Here is a 21,032-nt window from a genome sequence, read left to right on the forward strand (position 1 = left end):
GCGGGCACCCGGCCTTCACGCGCGTGTGCCGCGCACCACGCCGTCACCCGTACGGACCACGCGCGCCCCCCGCGGACGCCGGGGAACTGGTCGCCCCCGCCTGGCGTTGACCAGTACGGAAGGGTCCACTGGACGTGATGCCACGGCACCGGTGGCTTCGGAGACCAGGAAGCGACCACAGCGAGCGACACCAGCAAGCAAAGGGTTCCCCTGCTGCACCACTTGGAGGGCGTACCGTGCACCGCCGGCACAACGGGCTCAGGACCGCAGTCCTCCTCGGGGGACTGTCCGCGCTCATCATCGTCATCGGCAGTTTCTTCGGCCGAGCGGGGCTCGTCGTCGCCGTCCTCGTCGCGCTCGGGACGAACGCGTACGCGTACTGGAACAGCGACAAGCTCGCCCTGCGCGCGATGCGCGCCCGCCCGGTCAGCGAGTTCGAGGCCCCGGCGCTGTACCGCATGGTGCGGGAGCTCTCCACCCAGGCCCGCCAGCCCATGCCCCGCCTGTACATCTCACCAACGGAGGCGCCGAACGCCTTCGCGACCGGCCGAAACCCGCGCAACGCGGCCGTGTGCTGCACCGAGGGCATCCTGCGCCTGCTCGACGAGCGCGAGCTGCGCGGCGTCATCGGCCACGAGCTCAGCCACGTCTACAACCGCGACATCCTGATCTCGTCCGTCGCCGGAGCCCTCGCCTCGGTGATCATGTTCCTGGTCAACTTCGCCTGGCTCATTCCGATCGGCCGGTCCAACGACGATGACGGACCCGGTTTGCTGGGCATGCTCCTCATCATGCTCCTCGGTCCGCTCGCCGCCACCGTCATCCAGCTGGCGATCAGCCGTTCCAGGGAGTACGAGGCGGACGCGTCCGGCGCCCAGCTCACCGGAGACCCGATCGCCCTCGCCGGAGCCCTGCGCAAGCTGGAGCACGGCACCAAGCAGCTCCCGCTGCCCCCGGAGCCACGGATCGAGACGGCGAGTCACATGATGATCGCGAACCCGTTCCGTCCGGGACAGGGCCTCTCGAAGATGTTCTCCACCCACCCGCCGATGGCGGAGCGAATCGCCCGACTCGAAAAGATGGCAGGTCGTCAGCAGTGAAGACCATCCTGAACGTCATTTGGCTCGTGCTCAGCGGCTTCTGGCTGTTCCTCGGCTATGTCGTCGCGGGCGCGCTGCTCTGCGTCACGATCATCGGCATCCCGTTCGGCATAGCCGCGTTCCGCATCGGTGTCTACGCCCTGTGGCCCTTCGGATACGCGGCGGTCGAGCGGCGGGACGCGGGAGCCCCCTCCTGCATCGGCAACGTCCTGTGGCTGATCCTCGCCGGCTGGTGGCTCGCCATCGGCCACGTCGTCACCGGCATCGCGCTGTGCGTCACGATCATCGGTATCCCGCTCGGCATCGCCAACTTCAAGCTGATCCCGGTTTCGCTGCTCCCGATGGGACGCGAGATCGTACGCACGGACCAGCCGTTCACGGCCACCGCCGGCACCCAGCGGGCCGGCTGGTAGGAGCCGCGGTTGTCCACAGGCGCGGAGTTGTCCACAGGGCGGCCCGCCTGCCGGTCGCGACCCGCATGATGAACCCATGACCGACGATCACCGAAACCACCGGACGGCTTCGCGGCGTCCTTCTCACCGAGAGAGCAGCAACGCGCGCGGAGGAACGAGGCGCCCGCAGCACTGGGACGGCTTGGCCGCGGAGAGAAAGGGCAGGGTCGGGGCATGACCGTCATCAGCTGGATCATCCTGGGACTGCTGGCCGGAGCCATCGCCAAGTTCCTGTTGCCGGGCCGTGACCCGGGAGGCCTCGTCGGCACCACCCTCATCGGCATCGCGGGCGCGTTCACCGGCGGCTGGATATCGGCCCGCTGGCTGGATCACCCGGTCAGCAAGGACTTCTACGACGGAGCCACGTGGGCGGCCGCGATCGGCGGTTCCCTGGTGCTGCTGATCGCCTACCGGCTCCTGTTCGGCAACTCACGCGACTGACGCCCGCCGAGCGGGCGGGCAGACGAAGGGCGGGCACACTGTCGGCACCCGCCCTTCCCGGTACGACCGTTCAGCAGGTCACCGGTAGTTGACGAACTGCAGTGCGAAGTCGAAGTCCTGGTTCTTCAGCAGGGCGATCACGGTCTGCAGGTCGTCCCGGCTCTTGGAGGAGACCCGCAGCTCGTCACCCTGCACCTGGGCCTTCACACCCTTGGGGCCCTCGTCACGGATGAGCTTGGCCACCTTCTTCGCGTTGTCCTGGGAGATGCCCTCCTCGATCGACGCGAAGATCTTGTACTCCTTGCCGGAGAGCTGGGGCTCGCCCGCGTCCAGAGCCTTCAGCGAGATGCCGCGCTTGATCAGCTTGGACTGGAAGACGTCGAGGATGGCGTTCACCCGGTCCTCCGAGTTGGCCTCCATGAGGATCTTCTCCCCGGACCACGAGATCGAGGCGCCCACGCCCTTGAAGTCGTAGCGCTGCGAGATCTCCTTGGCGGCCTGGTTGAGGGCGTTGTCGACCTCCTGCCGCTCGACCTTCGAGACGATGTCGAAACTGGAGTCGGCCATGTCCTGTGGCTCCTTGTATCTGGGTGCGTGTCGGGCCGCGTATCGGCTCCGTACCGGCATGCAGCTGCGGCCGCCGAGCTCCGCAGAGGTCCCCGGCCGCATCCGCACAAGCCTAGCCACCCGCCGTCCCCCGGGCGGCGATCAATCGGGTGGCGAAGCACCCCTCCACATCAGGTATTGTTTACGTCGTTGCCACGGAGCACCGCCGAAAGGCGGTACGACGGGCAGCGAACCCCGGCGGTGTGCCCGAGCGGCCAAAGGGAGCAGACTGTAAATCTGCCGGCTCAGCCTTCCCAGGTTCGAATCCTGGCGCCGCCACAAGACCGAAAGGGTCTGTGACCAGCAGCAATGCTGATCGCAGACCCTTTCGGCGTTCACGGGACCGATCTGATCGTTATGGGCGCTTCCTCCAGTCCCGCTGCCCCCCGGGGGGGCTGACCAGTGCGCGTGGGGCAGGCGTGGGGCGGTTTTCGCCTCCCCAACCACCGCACGGCCACGCTGTGGCCGGCGCGCGCGGCTCCGCGTCGGTGGCGGCGGTCGATCCAGTGGCGCGGCCACCCTCTGACCGCCGGACCGTAACCCCGTGCACGGAGCCGACGGCGGGTGGCCCGGCGGACGCCCCCTCGGCGGTCAGTTGTGGCTCGCCGTCATGCCGGCCGTCCGCGCGGCCGTCGCCCGCTCGCGCGTTGCGGGCAGACTGGGGGCATGGTCCCGTCCCCCCGCCGCAGAATCTGCCCCGAGTGCCGTCGCGAGATCGCCGTGGTCGCCGGGCGGTACGCGCGTCACGACCCGCCCGGCGCGCGGGAGAGTGGTGAACTCGTCTCCTGTGCGGGGTCGCGCCGGCCGGCGCAACTGGGCGCGGCGCAGCCGTCCTTGGACGGGTACGTCGTCCCCGACTTCCCCGGACAACTGCCGCTGTTCTGACCGATGCGCGCCGGCACCGCGTCTCCCGCCCACGCCGGCACTCGCTTCCTCAGTTCCCGGCCACCGACTTCACCGCCACCGACACCGGCGCCGAGCCCGAGATCAGCTCCAGGGTCAGACCCGCCGTGGCCGGAGTGTCGACCAGCTCCGCCAGCACGGCGGCCACGTCGTCGCGCGGGACGGGCCCGCGGCCGGTGTGTGCTTCCAGGCGCACCAGACCGGTGCCGGCGTCGTCCGTCAGCTGGCCGGGCCGCAGGATCGTCCAGTCCAGCGCGTCCAGGGAACGCACGTGCGCGTCGGCCTCGCCCTTGGCGCGCAGGTAGACGTCGAAGATCCCGTCCCCCTGGTGCTCCGGGTCGGCGCCCATGGAGGACACGACCACGAAGCGCCGTACGCCCGCCCGGACCGCCGCGTCCGCGAAGAGGACCGCCGCCGCCTTGTCCACCGTGTCCTTGCGGGCCGCCCCGCTCCCGGGGCCCGCGCCCGCGGCGAAGACCGCGGCGTCCGCGCCCCGCAGCCGCTCCGTGACCTCCTCGGCCGAGGCCGACTCCAGGTCCAGGACGACCGGTTCGGCGCCGGCCGCACGCAGATCGCCGGCCTGTTCCGCCTTGCGGATGATGCCCGCCACCTCGTCGCCCCGCGCGGCGAGCAACCGCTCCAGCCGCAGCGCGATCTGACCATGACCACCAGCGATGACAATGCGCATGTCTTCGACCGTACGCCGCGACGGCCGCCCGCGCCGCACGACTTGCGCCATGTCCCACCGGCCGCCCGGCGCGCACCGCCGTCAGCTGTTTCCGGGCGCCTCGGTGCACGCGTGCCGCGCCGCCCTCCCTCAGCGCCTCAGCGCCTCCCAGGCCCCCCACGCCCCTGCCGCGGCAGCCCCAGGTCGCTCGCGGTCGCCGAGTCGCCGTACTCCCTTACCGCGCTCGTCCGTGCCACCAAGCGTCCCCGGTGCACCACGATCCGGCTGTACGCCAGGGACAGCGCCCCCGCCAGCCGGTCCCCGCGCACCGCGAGGAGCTCGGCCGGGAAACCCGCCTCCACCCGTACCTCGGGCAGGCGCAGGGCCGTCCGTGCCGCCGTGCTCACGGCGTCGTACGCGTCCTCGGGACGCAGGCCGTGGCGCGAGGCCAGCAGGTACGCCGCTTCCAGAGGGTCGCCGCGCCCGACCGGGTTCGACACGTCCCGCAGGGCGCCGCTCCCGGCGGTGACCCGCACACCGGCCGCCCGCAGCAGCCGTACCGGTGCCGTGCCGTCGCGGCCCTCCACGGCGCCGCAGGCGCCCTGCGGCAGGCACACCACGGTCACCCCGGCCGCGGCGAGGCGGTCCGCCGCCCGGGCGGCCACGTCGGAGGGGAGCCGGGCGAGGCCCTCGCAGGGGCCGAGGGTCACCCCGGGGTGCAGTCCGCCCGCCATCGCCGCCAGCCGGGCCAGCCGTGCGGGGTCGGCGGCGTCCGTGTGCAGGTCGACCGGGCAGCCGTGCTCGGCGGCGACCTCGAGGACCGCTTCCACGTACCCGGTCGGATCGGGGTCCAGGTCCGGGCAGCCGCCCACCGCGTCCGCGCCCATCTTGACCGCGTCCCGCAGCAGCGCCAGACCGTCGGCGCCTGCCGCTCCGGTCAGCACCCTCGGCATCGCCACCGCGGTCAGGTCGGTCAGCCCGCGCAGCGAGCGCCGGGCCCGCAGTACGCCGGTCAGCGCGCCGAGCCCCGGAACGTCGCCCACGCGTACGTGCGCCCGCAGCGCCGTCGCCCCGTGCCCCAGCTGGAGCAGGGCGGCCTCGGTGACCCGACGCTGGACGTCCAGGGGGTCGCAGGAGGCGGGGCCCGGAGTGTCGGCCGTCAGCGCGGTGTCGCCGTGGACGTGGGGGTCGGCGGGGGCGGGCAGGAGCAGGTAGCCGCCGAGATCGACGCGGGCGCCGGGGCCGCAGGCGCGGGCCGGGGACAGGCTGCCCGCCGTGCCGACCGCCTCGATGCGTCCGCCGTGCAGCCGCACGTCCACAGTCCGGCCGTCGGTCAGGCGTGCCCCGGTCAGCAGGAGCGGGCCGGGACCGGCGGAACCGGACGGGGAGGGCGAGGGGGACGGCTGCGGCTGGCTGTCGGGCATCGCGCTCCTCTGGGCTCGGGGCTGCGCAGTGGGGGACGCAAGATCACGCAGAGTGAGTCGAGCCTAGGACGGTGATCAGCTCGTGGCGCGGAGGAGCGCAATAGTCGTACCGGCGCGGTCCGCCGTTCCGCGGTGGTCGGGACGGGCCGGGGCAGGGGCGGCGAAACGGATTTGGGCGAACGGCGGGCGACCGTGTAATGTCTTCATCGCTCGCCCCAATAGCTCAGTCGGCAGAGCGTCTCCATGGTAAGGAGAAGGTCAACGGTTCGATTCCGTTTTGGGGCTCTGGTGTGAGAGGTTCCCGCCGCGAGGCGGGGCCCGATCGCATCACAGCGGTGTAGCTCAGTCGGTAGAGCAAGCGGCTCATAATCGCTGTGTCACCGGTTCAAGTCCGGTCACCGCTACTCTTAGTAGCCGATTGCGGGGTCGGTCCTTCAATCGGCTACTCTTTCCTGCGTTAATACCATCAATCCGTTCGTCAAGGAGCACTCACGTGGCTGCCACCGACGTCCGCCCGAAGATCACGCTGGCCTGCGTGGAGTGCAAGGAGCGGAACTACATCACCAAGAAGAACCGGCGTAACAACCCGGACCGACTGGAGATGAAGAAGCACTGCCCGCGTTGCAACGCGCACACCGCGCACCGCGAAACGCGATAAATCAGGCTCGTACGTGAGGCCGTCCCCGAAGCTCGGGGGCGGCCTCACGTCGTTGCGCCGTCCGCAGGCAGACGGCAACAGGTAGACAGAGACCAGCAGGAGGTGCCGAGCCCATGGCGCTCGACCAGTCCTTCGTGGGGCGGACCTATCCGCCCACCGCGCCCTACGAGGTGGGCCGGGAGAAGATCCGTGAGTTCGCGGAGGCGGTGGGGGACGCCAATCCGGCGTACACGGACGCCGAGGCCGCCAAGGCGCTTGGTCATCCGGACGTGATCGCACCGCCGACTTTCGTGTTCTCCGTCACGTTCCGTGCGGCCGCGCAGGTCATCGAGGACCCGCGGCTCGGTCTGGACTACAGCCGGGTGGTGCACGGCGACCAGAAGTTCGCTTACTCCCGCCCGGTCCGAGCCGGTGACCGGCTGAGCGTCACCTCGTCCATCGAGGCGATCAAGTCGATGGCGGGCAACGACATCCTGGACATCCGCGGCGAGGTCCGCGACGAGGCCGGCGAGCACGTCGTGACCGCCTGGATCAAGCTGGTGGCCCGCGCGGCCGAGGGGACGTGAGCATCCGATGACGGCGAAGATCTCCTACTCCGACGTCGAGGTCGGCACCGAGCTGCCCCCCCAGAGCTTCCCGGTGGACCGCGCCACGCTCGTCCGGTACGCGGGTGCCTCCGGCGACTTCAATCCCATCCACTGGAACGAGAAGTTCGCCAAGGAGGTCGGCCTCCCGGACGTCATCGCGCACGGCATGTTCACCATGGCCGAGGCGATCCGCGTGGTCACCGACTGGACCGGCGACCCGGGCTCGGTCGTCGAGTACGGCGTCCGCTTCACCAAGCCCGTCGTCGTCCCGAACGACGACAAGGGTGCCGTCATCGAGGTCAGCGGCAAGGTCGCCGCCAAGCTCGACGACAACACCGTCCGTGTCGACCTGACGGCGACCAGCGCCGGTCAGAAGGTGTTGGGCATGTCGCGCGCTGTCGTACGGCTGGCCTGACACGGGCAGGCGTGTCGGGCAGTCGTATCCGGCAGGTGTAAGGGGCGCCCTTCAAGGAGGGGTGCCCCTTACGCGCCTCCGCGGTCCGTCAGTGGTTGACGCGGTTAGTGATTGAGCACTAACTTACTCGCCATGGTCAGGATGAGCGCAGAGGAGAGGCGCGAGAGCGTCATCCGCGCGGCGATGAGCGAGTTCGCCCGGGGCGGCTACTACGGCACGTCCACCGAGGCCATCGCCAAGCGGGTGGGGGTCTCCCAGCCGTACCTCTTCCGGCTCTTCCCGGGCAAGAAGGCGATCTTCCTGGCGGCGGTGGAGCGGTGCCTCCAGGACGCGCGCAAGGTGTTCATGGAAGCCTCCGAGGGGCTCCACGGCGAAGAGGCGCTGCACGCCATGGCGAACGCCTATACGCGGCTGATCGCCGAGCAGCCCGAAAAGCTCCAGATGCAGTTGCAGACGTACGTGGCGGTGGCGGCGGCCGAGGCTTCCGGGGACCGGGAGTTCGGCGAGACGGTGCGCAAGTGCTGGATGGAGCTCTTCGACGCCGTCCACGTGCCGCTCGGTGGTGACGTGGGCGAGACGACGAACTTCATGGCGTACGGCATGCTCATCAATGCCCTGGTCGGCATGGGCTTCCCCTCGGGCCACCGGGTCTGGGAGGGCTTTTACGTCTCGGCGCGGGCCGGGACCGGTCGGGGCGAGGCATAGGTCCACGGCGCCGCACGGGCCTGCGCTTCTGCATGCCTGTAGAAGTTAGTCATCAATCACTAATCAATCAGAAGTCCGACACAAACAGCGCAGACCCTCTGGGGGAGAGATGTCACAGCACGGCGCACAAGGGAGCGCCCGCCGTGGGGGAACGGCCTGGGCCCTCGTCATCACCAGCGTCGCCGGTTTCATGGCGGCCCTGGACAACCTCGTCGTGACGACCGCCCTGCCGGCCATCCGCGAGGACCTGGGCGGGGCGCTGCACGACCTCGAATGGACCGTGAGCGCCTACACGCTCACCTTCGCCGTCCTCCTGATGTTCGGCGCGGCACTCGGCGACCGCTTCGGCCGCCGCAAGCTCTTCCTCGTCGGCATCACCGTCTTCACCGCGGCCTCCGCCGCCGCGGCCGTGGCACCCGGCATCGAGTCGCTGATCGCCGCCCGCGCGGTGCAGGGCGTCGGCGCGGCCGTCATGATGCCGCTCACCCTGACCCTGCTGACGGCCGCCGTGCCCGCCGAACGACGCGGGATGGCGTACGGCGTCTGGGGGGCAGTGAACGGGCTCGCCGTCGCCTCCGGACCGCTGGTCGGCGGCAGTCTCACCGAGCACATCTCCTGGCAGTGGATCTTCTGGCTGAACGTTCCGCTGGGCCTGGCCCTCCTGCCGCTCGCCCGCCTCCGCCTCGCCGAGTCGCACGGCACCGGCGCGCCGCTCGACGTCCCCGGCACGCTGCTCGCCAGCGGCGGACTCTTCGGCCTCGTCTACGGCCTGGTCCGCGGGCCCGTCGACGGCTGGACCGGCCCGGTGGTGCTGACGAGCCTGTTCGCGGGCGCCGCGCTCCTCGTGGCCTTCTCCCTCTACAGCACCCGGGCGAAGAACCCCATGCTCCCGATGCGGCTGTTCCGCTCCCGCGCCTTCGCCGGCGTCAACGCGGCGAGCCTGCTGATGTTCCTGGGGATGTTCGGCTCGATCTTCCTGCTCAGTCAGTACATGCAGAACGTGCTCGGCTACACGCCCACCGAGGCGGGCCTGCGCATGCTGCCCTGGACCGGCATGCCGATGCTGGTCGCGCCGCTCGCCGGGATCCTCTCGGACCGGATCGGCGGCCGCCCGGTCGTCGCGGCCGGCCTCTTCCTCCAGGCGGCCGGACTCGGTTACCTCGCCTCCGTGGTCACCGCCGACGTCACGTACGCCGCCCAGCTGCCCGGCCTGATCCTCAGCGGCATCGGCATGGCGCTCTTCTTCGCCCCGGCCTCCGCCCTGGTGATGTCCAGCGTCGTCCCGAGGGAACAGGGCATCGCCTCGGGCGCCAACAACGCCCTGCGCGAGGTGGGCGGCGCGCTCGGCATCGCCGTGATGTCGTCGATCTTCGCGGCCCAGGGCGGCTACGGGTCCGCACAGTCCTTCGTCGACGGGCTGCGGCCCGCGATCGCGGTGGGCGCCGCGGTCGTCGCCCTCGCGGGCGTCGCGGCCCTGCTGATCCCGGCCCGCCGCGGGAACGGCGCGGCACCCAAGGACCATCGCCGGACCCAGGCACCCACCGACCCGGCGCTCCTCCCGCCCGCCGAAGCGGCCACCCGCTGACCACCGGAGCACGAGAACGCCCGACCCGAACCGAGGAACGCCCCGGCCGACCGGCCGGGGCGTTTCCCGCTGCCCGGCCCTGTCACCACCGTCTCGTACTCTTGACCGCGTGCAGGAACTCCACGACGCCCCCCTCGCCCCGCTGACCACCTTCCGGCTGGGCGGCCCCGCGACCCGCCTGATCACGGCCACCACCGACGCCGACGTCATCGCCGCCGTCCGCGAGGCCGACGACACCGGCACGCCCCTGCTGCTCGTCGGCGGCGGGTCCAACCTGGTCATCGGCGACAAGGGCTTCGACGGCACCGCCCTGCACATCGCCACGCGCGGCCTCTCCCTCGACGGTACGACGCTCGTCGTCGCGGCCGGCGAGATCTGGACCGACGCCGTCGCCCGCACCGTCGAGGCCGGCCTCGCCGGCGTCGAGTGCCTGGCCGGCATCCCCGGATCGGCGGGCGCCACCCCGATCCAGAACGTCGGCGCGTACGGCCAGGAGGTCTCCTCGACGATCACCGAGGTCACCGCCTACGACCGCAGGAACCGCGAGAAGGTCACCCTCACCAACGCCGACTGCGCCTTCTCCTACCGCCACAGCCGCTTCAAGGCGGAGCCCGAGCGGTACGTGGTCCTGCGCGTCCGCTTCGAGCTGGAGGACGCCGGGGGGCTCTCGGCACCCCTCCGCTACGCCGAGACAGCCCGCGCCCTGGGCGTCGAGGCCGGCGACCGGGTACCGCTGACCGCCGCCCGTGACACCGTGCTGAAGCTCCGCGCGGGCAAGGGCATGGTCCTCGACCCCGAAGACCACGACACCTGGTCGGCCGGCTCGTTCTTCACCAACCCGATCCTCACGGACGACGAGTTCGCCGCCTTCCGCTCCCGCGTGGCCGAACGCCTCGGCGACGCCGTGGAACCGCCCGCCTTCCCCGCGGGCGAGGGCCGGATCAAGACCTCCGCCGCCTGGCTGATCGACAAGGCGGGCTTCACCAAGGGCTACGGCACCGGCCCCGCCCGCATCTCCACCAAGCACACCCTGGCCCTCACCAACCGCGGCGAGGCGACCACGGAGGACCTGCTCGCGCTGGCCCGCGAGGTCGTCGCCGGCGTCCGGGACGCCTTCGGCGTCACGCTGGTCAACGAACCGGTGACGGTCGGCGTCAGCCTTTAGGGGCTCAGTAGGCCACACCCACCCCCTGCTTCACGGTCGCCGCGTCCTCGGTCAACGCCAGCATCGCGTGTGCGACGTCGGCGCGGCCGACGAAACGCCCCTTGGCCGGGAAGCCGCCGACCACCGTCCGGTACCGGCCGGAGAGCGGCTTGTCCTGCAGCCGCGGCGGCCGGACGACCGTCCAGTCCATGCCGCTGCGCGCCAGCTCCTCCTCCATGGCACGCAGGTCGGCGTACACGTCCTTCAGCACGGCGGAGACGATGCCGCGCACCGTCCGGTCCAGGGGGCCGTCGTCCTGCGGCGGCGGCCCCACCGGGGCCGCGCTGACCACCAGCACCCGGCGCACGTCCTGCGCCCGCATCGCGCCGAGCACCGTCCGGGTCAGCCGGGTCGCGACGCCCGCGTCCTTCCGGCTGCGGGCGCCGAGCCCGGACAGCACGGCGTCCCGCCCGGCCACCGCCGGACGCACCGACGCCGGGTCGCTCAGATCCGCGCGGAACACGTCCAGGCGCTCCCCGCTCACGGACAGCCGCGCGGGGTCCCGGACGACGGCGGTGACGTGGTGCCCCGCGCCGAGCGCCTGGCGTACGACTTCCTGGCCGATGCCTCCGGTGGCACCGAAGACGGTGAGTTTCATGGCGTACCCCATCCGACGGTCCGGTGGGTGAGTGCTCACTCACCCCGGTCTCTTCTATAGTGAGTAAGCACTCACCCACCGGTCAAGCCCCGACTGGAGCAGCCATGCCGCCCACCAAGCCGGCCCGGGAACGCCTCCTGGACGCCGCACACGAACTGATGCTCACCGTCGGGCTCGCCCGTACCACGACCAAGGAGATCGCCAAGGGGGCGGACTGCTCCGAGGCGGCGCTGTACAAGCACTTCACGAGCAAGGAGGAGCTGTTCATCCGCGTCCTCTCCGAGCGGCTGCCCCGGCTGGCGCCCCTGCTGCACAGCCTGGCCGCCGAGCCGGAGCGGAGCTCACTCGAGGAGAACCTCACGGAGATCGCCCACCGCGCGGCGCTCTTCTACGAACAGAGCTTCCCGATCGCCGCGTCGCTGTACGCCCAGACGGAACTGAAGCGACGGCACGACGAGGCGATGCGGGAGCTGGGCACCGGCCCGCACCTGCCCATCGAGGGCCTGGACGCCTACCTGCGCGCCGAGCAGGCCGCGGGGCGGGTGCGGGGGGACGCGGACACGTTCGCGGCGGCGTCGCTGTTGCTGGGTGCTTGTGCGCAGCGGGCGTTCGCGTACGACGCGGTGGGAGAGGGCGGGATGCCGCCGGCCGACGCCTTCGCGCGGCGGCTGGTGCGGACGGTGCTGGTGGGGATCGGCGAGGGTGGGTGACGGCACCCGGGTTTCCCTCTCACCCGGCGTGAGCATGTGAGCGATTCCGCGTCGTTCCGAGGACGGACAACGCAACCGGCGCGGCCCGGCCCGCCCACCACGCACCGCGCTACCCGCACCCCCACCGCCGCAGGCACCCCGCCGCCCCTATCCCACCAGCCACTCATCCACCCCCGCCAGCAACTTCTCCTTCTCCGGCTCCGGCGCAGCCGACCCCCGCACCGACTGCCGCGCCAGTTCCGCCAGTTCCTCGTCCGTGAACCCGTGGTGCTCGCGCGCGATCTCGTACTGCGCCGCCAGCCGCGCCCCGAACAGCAGCGGATCGTCCGCGCCCAGCGCCATCGGCACCCCCGCCTCGAACAGCGTCCGCAGCGGCACGTCCTCCGGCTTCTCGTACACGCCCAGCGCGACGTTCGACGCCGGACACACCTCGCACGTCACCTGCCGGTCGGCCAGCCGCTTCAGCAGCCGCGGATCCTCCGCCGCCCGCACCCCGTGCCCGACCCGGTCGGCCTCCAGGTCGTCCAGACAGTCCCGCACCGACGCCGGCCCGGTCAGCTCACCCCCGTGCGGTGCGCTCAGCAGCCCCCCGTCCCGCGCGATAGCGAACGCCCGGTCGAAGTCCCGCGCCATCCCCCGCCGCTCGTCGTTCGACAGCCCGAACCCGACGACACCCCGGTCCGCGTACCGCACCGCCAGCCGTGCCAGCGTCCGCGCGTCCAGAGGATGCTTCATCCGGTTCGCCGCCACCAGCACCCGCATCCCGATCCCGGTGTCCCGCACGGTCGTCTCGACCGCGTCGAGGATGATCTCCAACGCCGGGATCAGCCCGCCCAGCCGCGGCGCGTACGACGTCGGGTCCACCTGGATCTCCAGCCACCGCGACCCGTCCCGCAGATCCTCCTCCGCGGCCTCCCGCACCAGCCGCTGGATGTCCTCCGGCTCCTGCAGACACGACCGCGCCGCGTCGTACAGCCGCTGGAAGCGGAACCACCCCCGCTCGTCCGTCGCCCGCAGCTTCGGCGACTCCCCGCGGCCCAGGGCCTCGGTCAGCGTCTCGGGCAGCCGCACACCGTGCTTGTCGGCCAGTTCCAGCAGGGTCGTGGGCCGCATCGACCCGGTGAAGTGCAGGTGCAGATGGGCCTTCGGCAGTTCAGAGAGATCACGTACACGCTCCATTCCGTGATCCTGCCGCACGGCACGCCCGACCCGACAGCACTTTCCCCGTACGTGGTCTTGCTCGCACAAACAAACAGGGCACCCCGTAACGTCACGGGGTGCCCTGTCGCGGTGGGCGGGATCAGTCCCGCGCCTCCGCCAGCAGCTTCTGGATCCGGCTCACGCCCTCCACGAGGTCCTCGTCCCCGAGCGCGTACGACAGCCGCAGGTACCCGGGCGTGCCGAACGCCTCACCCGGCACCACCGCGACCTCGGCCTCCTCCAGGATCAGTGCGGCCAGCTCCACCGTGTCCTGCGGACGCTTGCCGCGGATCTCCTTGCCGAGCAGTCCCTTCACCGACGGGTAGGCGTAGAACGCCCCCTCCGGCTCCGGGCACAGCACGCCGTCGATCTCGTTGAGCATCCGCACGATCGTCCTGCGGCGCCGGTCGAAGGCCTCCCGCATCTTCGCCACGGCGTCCAGGTCACCGGAGACCGCGGCCAGCGCCGCCGCCTGGGCGACGTTGGACACGTTGGACGTGGCGTGCGACTGGAGGTTCGTCGCGGCCTTGACCACGTCCTTCGGGCCGATGACCCACCCGACCCGCCAGCCGGTCATCGCGTACGTCTTGGCGACGCCGTTGACCACGACGCACTTGTCGCGCAGCTCGGGCAGGACCGCCGGCATGGACACCGAGGAGGCGTCGCCGTAGACGAGGTGCTCGTAGATCTCGTCCGTCAGCACCCACAGCCCGTGCTCGACGGCCCACTTGCCGATCGCCTCGGTCTCGGCCTCGCTGTACACCGCGCCCGTCGGGTTCGACGGCGACACGAAGAGGACGACCTTCGTCTTCTCGGTGCGCGCGGCCTCCAGCTGCTCCACGCTCACCCGGTAGCCGGTCGTCTCGTCGGCGACGACCTCGACCGGGACACCGCCGGCCAGCCGGATCGACTCGGGGTACGTCGTCCAGTACGGCGCCGGGACGATGACCTCGTCGCCCGGGTCGAGGATCGCGGCGAACGCCTCGTAGATGGCCTGCTTGCCGCCGTTGGTGACCAGGATCTGCGACGGGTCGACCTCGTAGCCGGAGTCGCGCAGCGTCTTCGCGGCGATCGCGGCCTTCAGCTCGGGCAGGCCGCCGGCCGGCGTGTAGCGGTGGAACTTCGGGTTCTTGCAGGCCTCGATCGCGGCCTCGACGATGTAGTCCGGCGTCGGGAAGTCGGGCTCACCGGCGCCGAAGCCGATCACCGGTCGCCCGGCGGCCTTGAGGGCCTTGGCCTTGGCGTCCACGGCGAGGGTGGCGGACTCGGAGATCGCACCGACTCGGGCGGAGACCCGGCGCTCGGTGGGAGGGGTTGCAGCGCTCATGGCCCCATCGTTCCAGACCGGAAACCACCCGGGCACAGGGGTTTCACGGACTGAACAGAACCGGACCGGGCCCCGCACGGGGTCCGGCACCGGGCCGGGCGGAGCCCTGAACATCAGTCCGGACGTCCTTTCTGTTCGACGCCCGGCCGTTGAGCACGTACACTCTCACCTCGTTGGCCTTCAGCGGCCCGCACTCATCCGGTGCACACCGAGCATCCGGGCGGATGCGGTACGTTGGGGACACACAAAGGGTCGTAGCTCAATTGGTAGAGCACTGGTCTCCAAAACCAGCGGTTGGGGGTTCAAGTCCCTCCGGCCCTGCTACACACACCTTCGCCAGGATGTGTGCGCATGTACGTACAGCAATGCACCGCCGTGCGGCTCAGACCGGGCGCGGCACGGCCACGACCCGGAATCAGGTGAGGACGAGTGACGGACGCCGTGGGCTCCATCGACATGCCTGATGCCGAGGACGAGGCTCCGGACTCCAAGAAGAAGTCCCGCAAGGGCGGCAAGCGCGCCAAGAAGGGCCCGCTGAAGCGGCTGGCGCTCTTCTACCGCCAGATCGTCGCGGAACTGCGCAAGGTTGTCTGGCCCACTCGGAACCAGCTGTCGACGTACACCACCGTGGTGATCATCTTCGTGGTCATCATGATCGGCCTGGTGACTCTGATTGACTATGGCTTCTCTCACGCCGCCAAGTACGTCTTCGGCTGAGTCGAGAGCGAAGGGCGCCGAGGTACCCGGCGCCCCTTTCGCGTGTTCCACCCCTATGTATCCAGGAAGAAGCAGCCACCGTGTCTGACCCGAACGTGAACGACGCCATCGAGCCGGTCGAGTCCGTCGAGGACGAGCTCGGCACCATCGAGGGCGCCGACAACGAGGACACCCAGGTCTCCGCCGAGACCGAGGCTGCCGACGACGCCGCCGCGGACGCGGACGGAACCGCCGAGGCCCAGGACGAGGCCCCCGGGACCGGCACCGCGGACGCCGGCGAAGCCGAGACGGACGAGGCCGGGACCGACGAGGCCGAGGCCGCGCCCGAGGAGCCCGAGCTCGACCCGATCGAGGCGCTCCGCCGCGAGCTGCGCGTCCTCCCCGGCGAGTGGTACGTCATCCACACGTACGCCGGTTACGAGAACCGCGTGAAGACCAACCTCGAGCAGCGCGCGGTCTCCCTCAACGTCGAGGACTACATCTTCCAGGCCGAGGTGCCGCAGGAAGAGGTCGTCCAGATCAAGAACGGCGACCGCAAGACGATCCGCCAGAACAAGCTGCCCGGTTACGTCCTCGTCCGCATGGACCTGACCAACGAGTCCTGGGGGGTCGTCCGCAACACCCCCGGCGTCACCGGCTTCGTCGGCAACGCCTACGACCCGTACCCGCTGACGCTGGACGAGATCGTCAAGATGCTCGCCCCGGAGGCCGAGGAGAAGGCCGCCCGCGAGGCCGCCGAGGCCGAGGGCAAGCCGGCTCCGCAGCGCAAGGTCGAGGTCCAGGTCCTGGACTTCGAGGTCGGCGACTCGGTCACCGTCACCGACGGCCCGTTCGCCACGCTGCAGGCCACGATCAACGAGATCAACGCCGACTCGAAGAAGGTCAAGGGCCTCGTCGAGATCTTCGGCCGCGAGACCCCGGTCGAGCTGAGCTTCGACCAGATCCAGAAGAACTAGCGGTTCTCTGGACGCACCGCTTCCGACCAGGTCAGGCGAACGCTCAGGCGTCGTCTGACCTGCTCGGTTTTTGGCCGCGCATCTATACCCGTTATCGTTGTGCGGTATGCCTGTGTCCCGGTCGCTCCGGTACGCGGGCAGGACCCGAATCGAAAGGACCCGGAGAGCTATGCCTCCCAAGAAGAAGAAGGTCACGGGGCTCATCAAGCTCCAGATCCAGGCCGGTGCCGCCAACCCGGCTCCGCCGGTCGGCCCCGCGCTGGGTCAGCACGGCGTGAACATCATGGAGTTCTGCAAGGCCTACAACGCCGCGACCGAGTCGCAGCGTGGCTGGGTCATCCCGGTGGAGATCACGGTCTACGAGGACCGCTCCTTCACCTTCATCACCAAGACGCCGCCGGCCGCCAAGATGATCCTCAAGGCCGCGGGCGTGGAGAAGGGCTCCGGCGAGCCGCACAAGACCAAGGTCGCGAAGATCACGCGCGAGCAGGTCCGTGAGATCGCCACCACCAAGATGCCCGACCTCAACGCCAACGACCTGGACCAGGCGGAGAAGATCATCGCCGGTACCGCGCGTTCCATGGGCGTCACGGTCGAGGGCTGACCTCCACCCCCGTAACCAAGCAGAAGTGGCAGGGCCTGCTCGGCCCGGACCACGACTCCTAAGAAGCCAACAGGAGCAGTAGTGAGCAAGCGCAGCAAGTCTCTCCGCGCTGCGGACGCCAAGATCGACCGGGAGAAGCTCTACGCCCCGCTCGAGGCCGTCCGTCTCGCCAAGGAGACCTCCACGACCAAGTTCGACGGCACCGTCGAGGTCGCCTTCCGCCTGGGTGTCGACCCGCGCAAGGCCGACCAGATGGTCCGTGGCACCGTGAACCTCCCGCACGGCACCGGCAAGACCGCCCGGGTCCTGGTCTTCGCGACCGGTGACCGTGCCGAGGCCGCGCGTGCCGCGGGCGCCGACATCGTCGGCGCCGACGAGCTGATCGACGAGGTGTCGAAGGGCCGCCTGGACTTCGACGCCGTCGTCGCCACCCCTGACCTCATGGGCAAGGTCGGCCGCCTCGGCCGCGTGCTCGGTCCCCGTGGTCTGATGCCGAACCCGAAGACCGGCACCGTGACCCCGGACGTCGCCAAGGCTGTCAACGACATCAAGGGCGGCAAGATCGAGTTCCGCGTCGACAAGCACTCGAACCTGCACTTCATCATCGGCAAGACGTCGTTCGACGACACCAAGCTGGTGGAGAACTACGCCGCGGCGCTGGAGGAAGTCCTCCGTCTGAAGCCGTCGGCCGCCAAGGGCCGGTACATCAAGAAGGCCGCCATCAGCACCACGATGGGCCCCGGCATTCCGCTGGACTCCAACCGCACCCGCAACCTCCTCGTCGAGGAGGACCCGGCCGCGGTCTGAGCCAACGGCTCGCCCCACCGGTTCACGGGCCCCGCACCTTCCGAGGTGCGGGGCCCGTTCCGTTTTCCGTACGGGTGTCGCAGCCCTGCGTTAACGTGCGGGGCAGGGGGTGGGCGGATGACGGGCACGAACAGCACCAGTTCACGTCGTACGGTCGTGTCGATCGCGGTGGCGGTGGCGCTGGGGTGCGTCACGGCCTGCACCTCCTCCGGGGGATCTCCCGGCTCCACGGCGTCCGCCGACCCGTCGACCGAGCCCCTGCGCTCGGTGGAACGGGCAACCGCGCGGGCGGGCTCCGCGCGGGTCGAGTCCACGACCGTCATGGGCGGCGAGCTCTCCCTGGAGGCCACGGGGGCCCTCGGCTGGGACGACGGTCTCACCGGCACCCTGAAGATCACCTACACGGGCGGTACGACCGCCGAGACCATGCGCGAGCTGGGTACCACCGCCATGGAGGCCCGGTACCTGCCCGACGCGTACTACGCCCGGATGGGTGACGAGTTCGCCGACCGGGTGGGCGGCCGGCACTGGATCAAGTACGGCTACGCCGACCTGGAGGACCTCTCAAGCGGCGCGGCCGGTGTCGCGGACGGGATGCGCGGGACCACGCCGGACCGGACGGTGAAGCGGCTCCTGGCCTCCGACGACGTGCGCAGGGTGGGGGAGGAGACGACCCGCGGCCGGCGCACCACGCACTGGACCGGCACCGTGGGCGGCACGGCCGGGCAGACCGTCGACATCTGGGTGGACGACCGGGACCTGCTGGTCAAGAAGGTCGAGCGGGGGCGGACGGAGAAGGGGGAGCTGACCCAGACCGCTTACTACAGCGACTACGGCGTCGCGGTGGCCGCCGAGCGCCCGCCGGCCTCCGACACGGCGGACTTCACGGAGCTGCTGCGGCAGACACGGGACGACGGCTGAGCCCCGGAAGGCACAAGACGGTTCGCAAATCACAAGATCGTTCGAACCATTCCGGATAAGCTCACGTCCTTGCTGATGAGAAGCGGCTGTGGAGAAGCGATCTCCGTGCTGTGGAGAAGCCGTCTGTCTCCCGTGCTCACTGATTCCCGTGGGGGGAAAGCATGAAGACTTCCGTACGTGTGCCCGTCGGTGCCGGACTGGCCGCGCTGTTGCTCGCCGCCGGTGCGGTGGGCTGCTCCAAGGGGGACGAGGCCGGTCAGTCCCCGAAGATGACGCCGGCGGCGGCCGTCGCCAAGGCGGCGAAGAACACGGAGGAGATCGACTCCCTCCGCTACCGCATGACCGGGCGGGCCCCCGAGGAGGGCCGGGTCGAGGCCGAGGCCCAGATGCAGATCAAGCCCACGCTCGCGATGAGCATGAAGATGTCGGCGCTCGACCAGGGCGCCGACGCCAAGGCGGAGATCCGGATCGTCGACAAGGCCATGTACCTCGGCGGTGGAGCCGCGGCGGCCAAGGAGATGGACGGCAAGAGCTGGATCAAGTTCGACCTGGCCGCGATGGGCGCCGGCGACGAGCTGAACCAGCTGGGCGGCGCCTCCCAGGCCGACAAGAACCCGGCGACCGAGTCCACCTTCCTCACCGGCGCCAAGGACGTGGAGAAGGTCGGCACCGAGACCGTCGAGGGCGTCGAGACCACCCACTACAAGGGCACCGTCACCCTCGCCGACCTGGAGAAGTCCCTCGCGGACGAGGACAAGGCCACCCAGGAGAAGCGGCAGAAGAGCATCGAGCAGTACGAGAAGATGGGCATCGACAAGCTCACGATGGACATGTGGGTCGACGGCGACGACCAGACCAAGCAGTTCCGGATGCGCGGCGACGCCGACAAGGGCCCGCTGGACATGACCATCACCTTCCTCGGCATCAACGAGCCCGTGAAGGTCACCGCCCCGCCGGCCAAGGACACGGTCGACCTGGCGGAGATGATGGAGGAAGCCCAGCAGGGCTGAGTCGCCGTACGGGTGGATTTGCTTGACACTGCCCCGTTCACGTACGCTCTTCGACGAAGCCAAAGACCGCTGGTCGTTGCCGTGTGCTCGCGAGAGTAACGGTGGCCGAAGGATCCGCTGAACTGCGGACGACCCGCGCAGGTGACTGTGGATGAGCTCCCGGAATGCCCGCCCCGTGCGGTAGCCGACCGGTCGAGTCACGCCCCGTGCGCCTGCGCCGGGGCGTTTCGTTTTCCCCAGTCCTCCTTCGGGTCCGCGCGGTCCGAATCACCCGGAAGGAGGCCGAGGCTCTATGGCGACGCCCGAAAAGGCTGCCGCGGTTGCCGAGCTGACGGACAAGTTCCGCAGCTCCAACGCCGCCGTGCTGACCGAGTACCGCGGTCTCACCGTGGCGCAGCTCAAGACGCTGCGCCGGTCGCTCGGTGAGAACGCCCAGTACGCCGTGGTGAAGAACACGCTGACCAAGATTGCGGCCAACGAGGCCGGGATCACGCTCGACGACCAGCTCTTCGCTGGTCCGACGGCCGTCGCCTTCGTCACCGGTGACCCGGTGGAGTCGGCGAAGGGTCTGCGCGACTTCGCCAAGGACAACCCGAACCTCGTCATCAAGGGCGGTGTCCTTGACGGCAAGGCGATGTCCGCCGACGAGATCAAGAAGCTTGCGGACCTCGAGTCCCGCGAGGTTCTGCTCTCCAAGCTGGCCGGTGCCTTCAAGGCGAAGCAGTCCCAGGCTGCCTCCGTCTTCCAGGCGCTGCCCTCGAAGCTCGTCCGCACCGTGGACGCGCTCCGTGCCAAGCAGGACGAGCAGGGCGGTGCCGAGTAATTCGGCTCGCTTTCTGACCCACGCCGCCTAGCGGCACGGGTCGCAGCGGGCCCGACGTACGCCCGCCTCACCCCGTACATCCGGCACCTGCCGAATTAGTGGAAGGACCGCCATCATGGCGAAGCTCAGCCAGGACGACCTGCTCGCCCAGTTCGAGGAGATGACCCTCATCGAGCTCTCCGAGTTCGTGAAGGCCTTCGAGGAGAAGTTCGACGTCACCGCCGCCGCGGCCGCCCCGGTCGTCGTGGCCGGTGGCGGTGCCGCCGCCGGTGGCGCCGAGCAGGCCGAGGAGAAGGACGAGTTCGACGTCATCCTCACCGGCGCCGGCGACAAGAAGATCCAGGTCATCAAGGTCGTGCGCGAGCTGACCTCCCTGGGTCTGAAGGAGGCCAAGGACCTCGTGGACGGCACCCCGAAGCCGGTCCTCGAGAAGGTCAACAAGGAGGCCGCTGACAAGGCCGCCGAGTCCCTCAAGGGCGCCGGCGCCTCCGTCGAGGTCAAGTAAGACCGCACCGGCGCCACGGATCCGTCAGGGTCTGTAACGCCGTAGCACCGAAGAGCGATCATCCATCCGGGTGGTCGCTCTTCGGCGTACCGGGGGTTGGGCGGCGG

The 21,032-nt window shown here is 70.2% G+C and carries 25 protein-coding genes and 4 tRNA genes; 23 read left to right on the top strand and 6 right to left on the bottom strand.

The window, feature by feature from the left end; translation table 11 throughout:
* Positions 1-236: 236 nt before the first annotated feature.
* The 3 genes from htpX to ACFW47_RS06180 all read left to right on the top strand — a co-directional run bounded on the left by htpX (position 237) and on the right by ACFW47_RS06180 (position 1,993).
* Positions 237-1,100: a zinc metalloprotease HtpX gene (gene htpX, locus ACFW47_RS06170; protein ID WP_073725198.1), complete on the top strand. Its 864-nt coding sequence runs from the start codon at positions 237-239 to the stop codon at positions 1,098-1,100.
* Positions 1,097-1,513 (top strand): YccF domain-containing protein, encoded by a 417-nt coding sequence (locus ACFW47_RS06175; protein WP_386281653.1) that lies wholly within the window; start codon positions 1,097-1,099, stop codon positions 1,511-1,513. Before htpX ends, ACFW47_RS06175 begins: the two co-directional genes overlap by 4 nt.
* Before the next feature lie 213 nt (positions 1,514-1,726).
* The gene (locus ACFW47_RS06180) at positions 1,727-1,993 is read left to right on the top strand and encodes a GlsB/YeaQ/YmgE family stress response membrane protein (protein ID WP_073725194.1); all 267 of its coding nucleotides are present in this window, start codon (positions 1,727-1,729) and stop codon (positions 1,991-1,993) included.
* Positions 1,994-2,071: 78 nt separating this feature from the next.
* On the opposite strand, the gene ACFW47_RS06185 is transcribed toward ACFW47_RS06180, so the two are convergent.
* The gene (locus ACFW47_RS06185; RefSeq protein ID WP_217245524.1) at positions 2,072-2,560 is read right to left on the bottom strand and encodes a YajQ family cyclic di-GMP-binding protein; all 489 of its coding nucleotides are present in this window, start codon (positions 2,558-2,560) and stop codon (positions 2,072-2,074) included.
* A gap of 236 nt (positions 2,561-2,796) precedes the next feature.
* On the opposite strand from ACFW47_RS06185, the gene ACFW47_RS06190 reads away from it, so the two are divergent.
* Together ACFW47_RS06190 and ACFW47_RS06195 are read left to right on the top strand one after the other, a co-directional pair.
* Positions 2,797-2,878, top strand: a tRNA-Tyr gene (locus ACFW47_RS06190).
* A 387-nt stretch (positions 2,879-3,265) separates the two neighbouring features.
* Positions 3,266-3,484: a hypothetical protein gene (locus ACFW47_RS06195; RefSeq protein ID WP_386281650.1), complete on the top strand. Its 219-nt coding sequence runs from the start codon at positions 3,266-3,268 to the stop codon at positions 3,482-3,484.
* Between the two features lie 49 nt (positions 3,485-3,533).
* Here ACFW47_RS06195 and ACFW47_RS06200 read toward each other — a convergent pair whose 3' ends face one another.
* Both ACFW47_RS06200 and ACFW47_RS06205 read right to left on the bottom strand, forming a co-directional pair.
* On the bottom strand, positions 3,534-4,190 hold the full coding sequence (locus tag ACFW47_RS06200) for an NAD(P)H-binding protein (protein WP_386281647.1): 657 nt from the start codon (positions 4,188-4,190) through the stop codon (positions 3,534-3,536).
* Positions 4,191-4,327: 137 nt separating this feature from the next.
* Positions 4,328-5,593, bottom strand: coding sequence for an amidohydrolase family protein (locus tag ACFW47_RS06205; RefSeq protein WP_386304996.1), 1,266 nt, complete (start codon positions 5,591-5,593; stop codon positions 4,328-4,330).
* A gap of 212 nt (positions 5,594-5,805) precedes the next feature.
* On the opposite strand from ACFW47_RS06205, the gene ACFW47_RS06210 reads away from it, so the two are divergent.
* From ACFW47_RS06210 to ACFW47_RS06245, 8 genes are all read left to right on the top strand, one after another.
* A tRNA-Thr gene (locus tag ACFW47_RS06210) sits at positions 5,806-5,878 on the top strand.
* A 46-nt stretch (positions 5,879-5,924) separates the two neighbouring features.
* Positions 5,925-5,997, top strand: a tRNA-Met gene (locus ACFW47_RS06215).
* 89 nt (positions 5,998-6,086) lie between these two features.
* Positions 6,087-6,251: a 50S ribosomal protein L33 gene (gene rpmG, locus ACFW47_RS06220; RefSeq protein ID WP_003948671.1), complete on the top strand. Its 165-nt coding sequence runs from the start codon at positions 6,087-6,089 to the stop codon at positions 6,249-6,251.
* A 113-nt stretch (positions 6,252-6,364) separates the two neighbouring features.
* Positions 6,365-6,817 carry a MaoC family dehydratase N-terminal domain-containing protein gene (locus ACFW47_RS06225; RefSeq protein WP_386304997.1) on the top strand — a complete coding sequence of 151 codons (453 nt, stop codon included), beginning with the start codon at positions 6,365-6,367 and terminating at the stop codon, positions 6,815-6,817.
* Between the two features lie 7 nt (positions 6,818-6,824).
* Positions 6,825-7,253, top strand: a complete 429-nt coding sequence (locus ACFW47_RS06230; protein ID WP_386281641.1) for a MaoC family dehydratase — start codon at positions 6,825-6,827, stop codon at positions 7,251-7,253.
* Positions 7,254-7,385: 132 nt separating this feature from the next.
* The gene (locus tag ACFW47_RS06235) at positions 7,386-7,958 is read left to right on the top strand and encodes a TetR/AcrR family transcriptional regulator (RefSeq protein ID WP_386304998.1); all 573 of its coding nucleotides are present in this window, start codon (positions 7,386-7,388) and stop codon (positions 7,956-7,958) included.
* A 109-nt stretch (positions 7,959-8,067) separates the two neighbouring features.
* On the top strand, positions 8,068-9,543 hold the full coding sequence (locus ACFW47_RS06240) for a DHA2 family efflux MFS transporter permease subunit (RefSeq protein ID WP_386281637.1): 1,476 nt from the start codon (positions 8,068-8,070) through the stop codon (positions 9,541-9,543).
* A 109-nt stretch (positions 9,544-9,652) separates the two neighbouring features.
* Positions 9,653-10,708 carry a UDP-N-acetylmuramate dehydrogenase gene (locus tag ACFW47_RS06245; RefSeq protein ID WP_386304999.1) on the top strand — a complete coding sequence of 352 codons (1,056 nt, stop codon included), beginning with the start codon at positions 9,653-9,655 and terminating at the stop codon, positions 10,706-10,708.
* A gap of 4 nt (positions 10,709-10,712) precedes the next feature.
* Here ACFW47_RS06245 and ACFW47_RS06250 read toward each other — a convergent pair whose 3' ends face one another.
* Positions 10,713-11,345 carry an NAD(P)-dependent oxidoreductase gene (locus ACFW47_RS06250; RefSeq protein WP_386281631.1) on the bottom strand — a complete coding sequence of 211 codons (633 nt, stop codon included), beginning with the start codon at positions 11,343-11,345 and terminating at the stop codon, positions 10,713-10,715.
* 104 nt (positions 11,346-11,449) lie between these two features.
* Between ACFW47_RS06250 and ACFW47_RS06255 the strand changes: the two genes are divergently transcribed.
* Positions 11,450-12,055, top strand: coding sequence for a TetR/AcrR family transcriptional regulator (locus ACFW47_RS06255; RefSeq protein ID WP_386281629.1), 606 nt, complete (start codon positions 11,450-11,452; stop codon positions 12,053-12,055).
* A 147-nt stretch (positions 12,056-12,202) separates the two neighbouring features.
* Here ACFW47_RS06255 and ACFW47_RS06260 read toward each other — a convergent pair whose 3' ends face one another.
* Positions 12,203-13,234, bottom strand: a complete 1,032-nt coding sequence (locus ACFW47_RS06260) for an adenosine deaminase (protein WP_386281627.1) — start codon at positions 13,232-13,234, stop codon at positions 12,203-12,205.
* Between the two features lie 121 nt (positions 13,235-13,355).
* Positions 13,356-14,582, bottom strand: coding sequence for a pyridoxal phosphate-dependent aminotransferase (locus ACFW47_RS06265; protein WP_386281625.1), 1,227 nt, complete (start codon positions 14,580-14,582; stop codon positions 13,356-13,358).
* A gap of 248 nt (positions 14,583-14,830) precedes the next feature.
* On the opposite strand from ACFW47_RS06265, the gene ACFW47_RS06270 reads away from it, so the two are divergent.
* From ACFW47_RS06270 to rplL, 9 genes are all read left to right on the top strand, one after another.
* Positions 14,831-14,903 (top strand) — tRNA-Trp (locus tag ACFW47_RS06270).
* Between the two features lie 108 nt (positions 14,904-15,011).
* Positions 15,012-15,299 (top strand): preprotein translocase subunit SecE, encoded by a 288-nt coding sequence (secE, locus tag ACFW47_RS06275; RefSeq protein WP_043381098.1) that lies wholly within the window; start codon positions 15,012-15,014, stop codon positions 15,297-15,299.
* An 80-nt stretch (positions 15,300-15,379) separates the two neighbouring features.
* On the top strand, positions 15,380-16,255 hold the full coding sequence (nusG, locus tag ACFW47_RS06280) for a transcription termination/antitermination protein NusG (RefSeq protein WP_386281623.1): 876 nt from the start codon (positions 15,380-15,382) through the stop codon (positions 16,253-16,255).
* Between the two features lie 169 nt (positions 16,256-16,424).
* Positions 16,425-16,859: a 50S ribosomal protein L11 gene (rplK, locus tag ACFW47_RS06285; RefSeq protein WP_073725164.1), complete on the top strand. Its 435-nt coding sequence runs from the start codon at positions 16,425-16,427 to the stop codon at positions 16,857-16,859.
* 81 nt (positions 16,860-16,940) lie between these two features.
* The gene (rplA, locus tag ACFW47_RS06290; protein WP_272587077.1) at positions 16,941-17,666 is read left to right on the top strand and encodes a 50S ribosomal protein L1; all 726 of its coding nucleotides are present in this window, start codon (positions 16,941-16,943) and stop codon (positions 17,664-17,666) included.
* A 117-nt stretch (positions 17,667-17,783) separates the two neighbouring features.
* On the top strand, positions 17,784-18,587 hold the full coding sequence (locus ACFW47_RS06295; protein WP_386305001.1) for a hypothetical protein: 804 nt from the start codon (positions 17,784-17,786) through the stop codon (positions 18,585-18,587).
* A 161-nt stretch (positions 18,588-18,748) separates the two neighbouring features.
* On the top strand, positions 18,749-19,597 hold the full coding sequence (locus ACFW47_RS06300) for a DUF1396 domain-containing protein (protein WP_386281616.1): 849 nt from the start codon (positions 18,749-18,751) through the stop codon (positions 19,595-19,597).
* Between the two features lie 292 nt (positions 19,598-19,889).
* Positions 19,890-20,420: a 50S ribosomal protein L10 gene (gene rplJ, locus ACFW47_RS06305; RefSeq protein ID WP_052839547.1), complete on the top strand. Its 531-nt coding sequence runs from the start codon at positions 19,890-19,892 to the stop codon at positions 20,418-20,420.
* 115 nt (positions 20,421-20,535) lie between these two features.
* Positions 20,536-20,925, top strand: coding sequence for a 50S ribosomal protein L7/L12 (gene rplL / locus ACFW47_RS06310; protein WP_386281614.1), 390 nt, complete (start codon positions 20,536-20,538; stop codon positions 20,923-20,925).
* Positions 20,926-21,032 lie beyond the last annotated feature (107 nt).

The sequence above is a fragment of the Streptomyces sp. NPDC058796 genome, from assembly GCF_042745235.1.
In the GTDB taxonomy this organism is placed as follows: Bacteria; Actinomycetota; Actinomycetes; order Streptomycetales; family Streptomycetaceae; genus Streptomyces.